The sequence below is a fragment of the Vulcanococcus sp. genome, assembly GCF_044369115.1.
Classification (GTDB): Bacteria; Cyanobacteriota; Cyanobacteriia; order PCC-6307; family Cyanobiaceae; genus Vulcanococcus.
This window is the reverse complement of record NZ_JBIPMN010000145.1, coordinates 1-6,984: the sequence shown is the minus strand read 5'-3', so window position 1 is coordinate 6,984 and position 6,984 is coordinate 1. Positions and strand designations below refer to the sequence as shown.

Genomic DNA, 6,984 nt, shown 5'->3' with positions numbered 1-6,984 from the left:
GCGATCGAAAGAACAATCCCGAGTGAATGCGGCAGCACCAGCTCATCAATGCCACGGGCTGGGTACACCCGCAGCCCTGAAACGAAGATGGCCAGCAAGACCGCCTGGTGGACATAAACAATCCGTGAGAACAAGCCAAAGCCACGGGGCTTAGACTGTCGACTATCGGACGTCATCAATTGGGGCCGGACAGGGTTGGCGCTGCAGTGCTGCTGGAATCATCTCCGCGGCCACCACCCTCACCAAACCAGCGCTCCTCAAGGTTCTTGATCGCTACATAGAACGGTGGAACCACACCGAGTGAGAGCACCGTGGCCACCAAAAGGCCACCGAAGATCACCGTTCCAAGTGACTGTTGACTGTTGGCCCCAGCCGTGGTGGCTACCACCAGAGGCAAGAAGCCAGCTAACGAAGCGATCGCTGTCATCAGGATCGGACGCATGCGTGATTCGGCCGCAGCAATCGCTGCTTCCGGGGCACTCATTCCGGCCTTCATATGCTGCTCGGCCACCTCCACAATCAGGATGCCGTTCTTCGCCGCCAGACCAATCAACGTCACCAAACCCACCTGGGCATAGATGTTGAGATCGATCGATCGAACCGCCAGAAACACCAGCGCACCAAGCATGGCCAGGGGCACGGTCATCAGGATGATCACCGGCGTCACATAGCTCTCGTATTGGGCTGAAAGCACCAAATACACGATGAGAATGCCCAAGGCGAACACCAAAACGCTGGCGCTACCGGCTGAAAGCTGCAGTGCTGCGATACCTGTGAAGGCATAGCCGATGTTGTTGAAATCGAGGCTGTTGAAGATGTTCTGAATGGCTGTGAGCGCCTGACCGGAACTCTTGCCGATCGCCTCAGCCCCCTGCACCAGCACGGTGCGATAGAGGTTGTAGTGGCTGATCACCGGTGGCGCACTGGTGAGATCCGCCTGAGCAAACTCAGACACCTGCACCATCTTGCCGTCTCGGTTGCGGACGTAATAGCTGAGAACGTCGTCAAGATTGCTGCGCTGATCAGGTTGTGACTGAACATAGATATTGCGCACCTGACCGCTCTCGTAGGTGAGGCCTGAGTAGTTGCCACCCGCGAGCACAGCGATGGTCTGCATCGCCTGCTGGAAATCAACGTTCAGTGCACCAAGGATCGAGCGATCGATCTTCAAACCGAAAGCCGGTGCACTGGGCACAAACTGGGTGTAGAGGGTGGAGAACTCACCACTGGCCTGGCCGGTGGTGACCAACTGCTCAGCCAAATCATTGAGCTGAGTGAAGGTGTAAGCACCGTTGCTGAGATCGTTGAACTGGAAATAGAAGCCACCCTGCGCTGAGAAGCCCGGAATCGCAGGCGGTTGAGCTGCCACCGCAAGGCCGGTGTCCAATTTGGACAGTTTCTGATTCAGCCGGGCCACAATTGCAGGAGCCTTGTTGTCCGCTCCCGAGCGCTCATCCAGAGGTTTGAAGCCATAGAAGAACAGACCCTGATCGGGGCTGTTGCCATTGAAGCCGGCACCACTGATCACACTGCCGGAAACGATGTCCTCTTCCTCGTTCAAAACCTGGGCGATCTGCGCACCCACCTTCTGCGTTTGCGACAGGGAGGCACCGTTCTGAAGCTGGAAAATGCCGACGCCATAACCCTGATCTTCCTCAGGGATGAATGCGGAGGGCAGAGCATTGAAGGCAATCGCGGTCACGACGATGCCGCTGGCGAGGCCCATCAGGATCAGCCGGCGGCGATCGATCAGCAGCTTGAGCACCTTGGCGTAGGTCTGCTCAAGACGATGGAATGCGTTGTTGAAACCATCAAAGATCGATGCCAAACGGCTGCCTGCAAAACCGAAGAGCAGCACCCCAACGATGTAGGCACCAATTCCGAAGGATGCTGAGCTGAACCGTCCAAACGCAAGGCCGATCACGATGCCTGCCACGGTCCAGGTCCAACCTTTGGGCTTGGGCGGCTTCTCGGTTTTGAGAATCAAGCCCGCCATCATCGGAGAGAAGGTGAGGGCGTTGAAGGTGGAGATGGCGATGGCGAAGGCGATCGTGAGAGCGAATTGGCGGTAGATGATGCCGATACCGCCTGGGTAAAAGGCCACCGGCACAAACACGGCCATCAGCACTAAGGAGGTGGCAATGAGCGCACCGATCAGTTCACCCATACAGGCCAACGCCGCCTGACGGGGGCGCATCCCGCTCTCCAGGTTCTTGGCCACGGCCTCGATTACCACAATGGCGTCGTCCACCACCAGACCCGTGGCCAAGACCAGACCCAGCAGTGTGAGCTGGTTGATCGAGAAACCGAAGGCCTTGATGAAGGCGAAGGTTCCAATTAGAGAAATCGGAATCGCCAGGCTCGGCACCACCGTGGCCCGCCAGTCCTGCAGGAACAGGAACAGAATCACCAGCACCAGCACGATGGCTAAACCGAGGGCATCGGTCACACCGTCAACGGCGGATTCAATGAACTGACCAACGTTGTAGATCTCAGTCACCGTGATCCCAGGGGGAACCTGGCTACGGAACTGGTCCATCAGCGCAACCACAGCCTCGCTCACCTGCAGGGCATTGCTCTCAGGGGTCTGGTAGACACCAACGGTGATTGCAGGGTGGTTGGCAACATCAACACCAGCTGTGGAGTAGGTGTTGAAGCCATAGGACGCTTCACCCACATCTTTGAGGCGCAAGAGATTGCCGGCAGGCGACTTGCCCACAATCAATTGGTTGAGCTGCTCAACGGACACCAAATTGCCGTTGTCTTCAACCAGGATTGGGTAGGTGAACATCTGGTTGCCACCCGCCGGCGGACCGCCCACAAGACCACCGATGGCCACCGAGTTCTGACTGCGTACTGCCGTCACCACCTGATCAGCGGTGAGTTGGTTGGCCGTGAGCTTGTCGGGGTCAACGAACAGCCAGAACGCTGGGTTGCTGCCGCCAAACAACGTGGCCTGAGCCACGCCTGGGATGCGTTCAAGCTGGTAATAGAGCTGTTCGTAGATCAGTCCGTTGATGTAGGAGCGGTCGAACTGCCCATCAGTCGAACCCACCTGATAAGCGAGGAGAATGGATGGGGTTGTTTGCAACACCGACACACCCGTGCTGCTCACCTGCGATGGCAGCTGCGGCATCGCCAGGGAAACGCGGTTCTGCACGTTTACCTGATCAATATTGATGTCGGTGCTTTCGTCGAAAAAGACGTTGACAGTGCTGGAGCCCGTGTTGGTACTCAGCGATGAAATGTAAGCAGCACCAGGCACACCATTGATCTGCTGCTCGAGCACATTGGTAACAGCCTGCTCGGTGACCAGAGAATTGGCTCCGGCGTAGGTTGCCGTGACCTGCACCTGAGGCGGAGCGATATTGGGGAGGTTTTCAATCGGCAGGGTTGGGATGGCGATCAAGCCAACCAACACAATCAAAATGCTGCAAACGGTCGTAAGGACCGGACGCTTGATGAAATTATCGGAAAGTGACATATCTGATCAATCCTCAGTTAGCAGCCGCAGGACCAATCTTCACGGGCAAACCTGTGCGCAGCAGTGCAGTATTACTCACCACAACGCGCTCACCCCTCTGGAGACCGGAGATCAACGGATAGCGGTCACCCTGAAGCTTCCCAAGTTGCACGGGGGTCTGCACCACGATCGGAGTGACGGGCGGGAGCGCTTCCAACTTTTTCTTTTCGGCGTCGGGAAGCGTGGTGGATGCCTTGATTTTGGGAAGCACCTGAGCCAGGGTGACGACCTTGTAGACAAAGGGCTGCTGCGCCTGCATCAGGACAGCGCTTACAGGAACAGACAGCTGACGCGTGCTGCCGGTGATGATCCGGTTCTTCACATACTGGCCGGTCTTCAATTCCCCAGATGCATTGGGGAAAGCCGCTTTGACCAGCACTGTATTGGGGGAAGACGACGTACCGCTGACTCCGAAGTAAGGAGAGATGAACACCACCTTGCCGCTGGCTGTCAACGGCGGGTTGGTTTGGGTTTGCAGCTTGACGGGCTGCCCCATCTTCACCTGCAACGCCTGGGTTGCAGGAACATCCATGAGCGTCCAAAGATTGGAATTATCAACAATTCCCGTAATCGCCTGACCCTGACGCACGTAATCGCCGATCTTCACCGTATCGAGATCACCGATTTCACCACTGATCGGTGCCGTGACGTATTTGTAACCCAACGTGGCCGCATCAGCCTTAGCCTTATCGCGAGACTGAATCGCCTGGGTGACGTATTGATCGCGTTGCTTGGTTGAAACAGCACCCTGCGCGTTGAGGAAGATGTAACGCTCGGCATTGAGCCGATCCTTTCGCGCTTCCGCTTCAGAGGCGTTCAGTTGAGCCGTCTGCTGCACGTTGTCGAGCACCAAGATTGGCTGCCCAGCCTTCACCTGCTGCCCCTGGCTTACCAGAATGTTCACCACACGGCCATCGGTTTCGGGCCTCAGCGCCACATCCGTGGTGGAGCTGAGAACGCTGATCACATCGATCGAAGGATTGAAGTCGGCTTCGCCGATGCTCTCCACCTGCACCACCAGAGGCGGACGGGTCGGTGGTTTGGCTCCACAGCCCACCAGCAGGGCAATCAGAGGCAGTGGGGCCAGGTAGCGCCGCACGGGTCATCGACAGCAGAGCGCAAATTAACGGATCCGCTGCGATGTTTCATCCGATGATGCGTGCTGGATTACGAGCGGCGTGAGCGACCTGTTCAGCCACCGCGGCGAGCAGCTGCGCCAGAGCCTGGCCCCTCTGGCCGATCGGATGCGGCCCCGCAGCATCGACGAGTTTCAGGGCCAGGAGGAGATCCTTGGCCCAGGTCGGCTGTTGCGGCGGGCGATCGCGGCTGATCGCGTGGGCAACCTGATCCTCTATGGGCCACCCGGCGTTGGTAAAACCACCCTGGCCCGGATCATTGCCGCGAGCACACGCGCCCACTTCAGCAGTCTTAATGCCGTGCTGGCCGGCGTGAAAGATCTACGGGCCGAGGTGGATGAGGCGCGGCGCCGGCTGGAGCAGCACGGCCTGCGCAGCCTGCTCTTTATTGATGAGGTGCACCGCTTCAACAGCGTCCAGCAAGACGCGCTGCTGCCCTGGGTGGAAAACGGCACGGTGACCTTGATCGGCGCCACCACCGAAAACCCCTTCTTTGAAGTGAACAAGGCACTGGTGAGCCGCTCACGCCTCTTCCGCCTACAGCCGCTGCAACCGCGCCACCTGCATCAACTCCTTCAACGCGCCCTGCAGGATCCAGAGCATGGCTACGGCAACCGCTCGGTGCGGATCAGTGCTGAAGCAGCCGAGCACTTAGTGGATGTGGCCGGCGGCGATGCCCGCAGCCTGCTGAATGCCCTCGAGCTGGCCGTGGAGACAAGCGAGCCCGATGACAACGGGGCGATCGCCATCGATCTGGCGATCGCCGAAGAATCGATCCAGCAACGGGCTGTGCTTTACGACAAGCAAGGCGACGCCCACTTCGACACGATCAGCGCCTTCATCAAATCGCTGCGGGGCAGCGATCCCGATGCAGCGCTGTTCTGGCTGGCCCGCATGGTGGAGGCGGGCGAAAACCCACGCTTCATCTTCCGGCGCATGCTGATCTCCGCCGGGGAAGATATCGGCCTGGCAGACCCCCAGGCGATGGTGGTGGTGGAAGCCTGCGCGGCGGCCTTTGAGCGTGTGGGCCTACCGGAAGGCCTCTATCCGTTAGCGCAAGCGGCTCTCTATCTGGCCAGCACGGACAAGAGCAACAGCCTGCTCGGGTTCTTCGATGCCCTCAAGAGCGTGAAGGCGAGCAGCCGCCAGAGCGTGCCGGCCCACCTGCGCGATGCCAACCGTGATGGCAAGGCCTTCGGCGATGGAGTGGGCTACCGCTACCCCCACGCCTACGCTGAACACTGGGTGGCCCAGCAATATCTACCCTCCGCGCTGCAGGGCCAGGTGTTCTGGCAGCCGGGCCAACTGGGCTGGGAGGGGGAACGGCGCCAGCAGCTGCAACAACGGCGGGCGGCCCAGCTCGCAGCGGCGGCGGAACACGAGGCTGAACTGGGTGAAGTGCTCAGCAGCAGCCCCGACGATCCAGCCCTCGAACGCTGGCTGCAGCGCCAATTGGGCAGCGAAGGGGAACGACTAGATGCGTTGCGCAGCCGCCTCTGGGACAACGCAACCTGGCGGCGGCATGACCGGGTGCTGATCCTGGAGGCCCGTTCCTTGCTCTGGGCGCTGGATCCGTTGCAGCACGCACCAGAAGGCGGCGTTGTGATTCACACCGAGCACGGCTCCGATGCGGAGAGGTTGCAGGGGCAACTGCGGGTGCTCGATGCCCTGCAGCAGCCACGCGTGCTCTGCGGCCCCCTTGCCGACCTGCCCATTGCCCTCGAGCCGGGCACCAGTTTCGAGTGGATTGCAGCGCGGCATCCGTTCAAGGCCCTGAGCGCTGCTCAACTGCGCTCTGCCCTCAATCAGCTGGAGCGTCTCGCTGCCCCGAATGCCGAGCTGCGGCTGCTGTTCAGCCAACCCGCGCTCGGCCCGGCCACAGCGCTGCTGACCCTCGCGGATCTACCGAAAACCCTGCACAGCCAGCTTGGCTCGCTACCGGCCCTCGAGCCAAGCTGGCTATGCGCTCCACCTGATCGCGACCAGCTGCAGAGAGAGCTGGAGCAACGGGGCTGGCAGCTCAGCTGGCAGCACTGGGAGGAGTCGCTCGAGCTCAGCCTGAGCCCCGCACTGATCGAGCGCTGGTTGGGGGCTCACGCCGCCTATCGCAAGCGCCTCAGCACTGTGCTGCCACAGGACGGGTTAAGGCTGCTGGAGCACGAACTCCAGCAGCGGGTGGGATGCCGCTTACCGCAGCGCCTCCAGCACCAGCGGCTCACGGCCCGTCGCAACACCTAACAGGCGCGCGGCAAACCTCACCAGAGGCCACGCACCGCAGGGGCAGTAAAACGTTCAGCATCAAGAGAAGGCAGATCCTTTGCTCTG

General features: G+C 60.0%; 3 protein-coding genes. 1 reads left to right on the top strand and 2 read right to left on the bottom strand.

Annotated features, from left to right (window positions below):
• Window positions 1-175: 175 nt before the first annotated feature.
• Window positions 176-3,484: an efflux RND transporter permease subunit gene (locus ACIQ2E_RS11055; RefSeq protein WP_398330278.1), complete on the bottom strand. Its 3,309-nt coding sequence runs from the start codon at window positions 3,482-3,484 to the stop codon at window positions 176-178.
• Between the two features lie 13 nt (window positions 3,485-3,497).
• Window positions 3,498-4,622 carry an efflux RND transporter periplasmic adaptor subunit gene (locus tag ACIQ2E_RS11050; protein ID WP_398330275.1) on the bottom strand — a complete coding sequence of 375 codons (1,125 nt, stop codon included), beginning with the start codon at window positions 4,620-4,622 and terminating at the stop codon, window positions 3,498-3,500.
• 79 nt (window positions 4,623-4,701) lie between these two features.
• Between ACIQ2E_RS11050 and ACIQ2E_RS11045 the strand changes: the two genes are divergently transcribed.
• Window positions 4,702-6,897 (top strand): AAA family ATPase, encoded by a 2,196-nt coding sequence (locus tag ACIQ2E_RS11045; protein WP_398330272.1) that lies wholly within the window; start codon window positions 4,702-4,704, stop codon window positions 6,895-6,897.
• Window positions 6,898-6,984: the final 87 nt, after the last annotated feature.

What these genes read in the sequence shown, in the direction of transcription:
- ACIQ2E_RS11055 (WP_398330278.1), bottom strand. Translation starts at nt 3,484, where the DNA reads ATGTCACTTTCCGATAATTTCATCAAGCGTCCGGTCCTTACGACCGTT.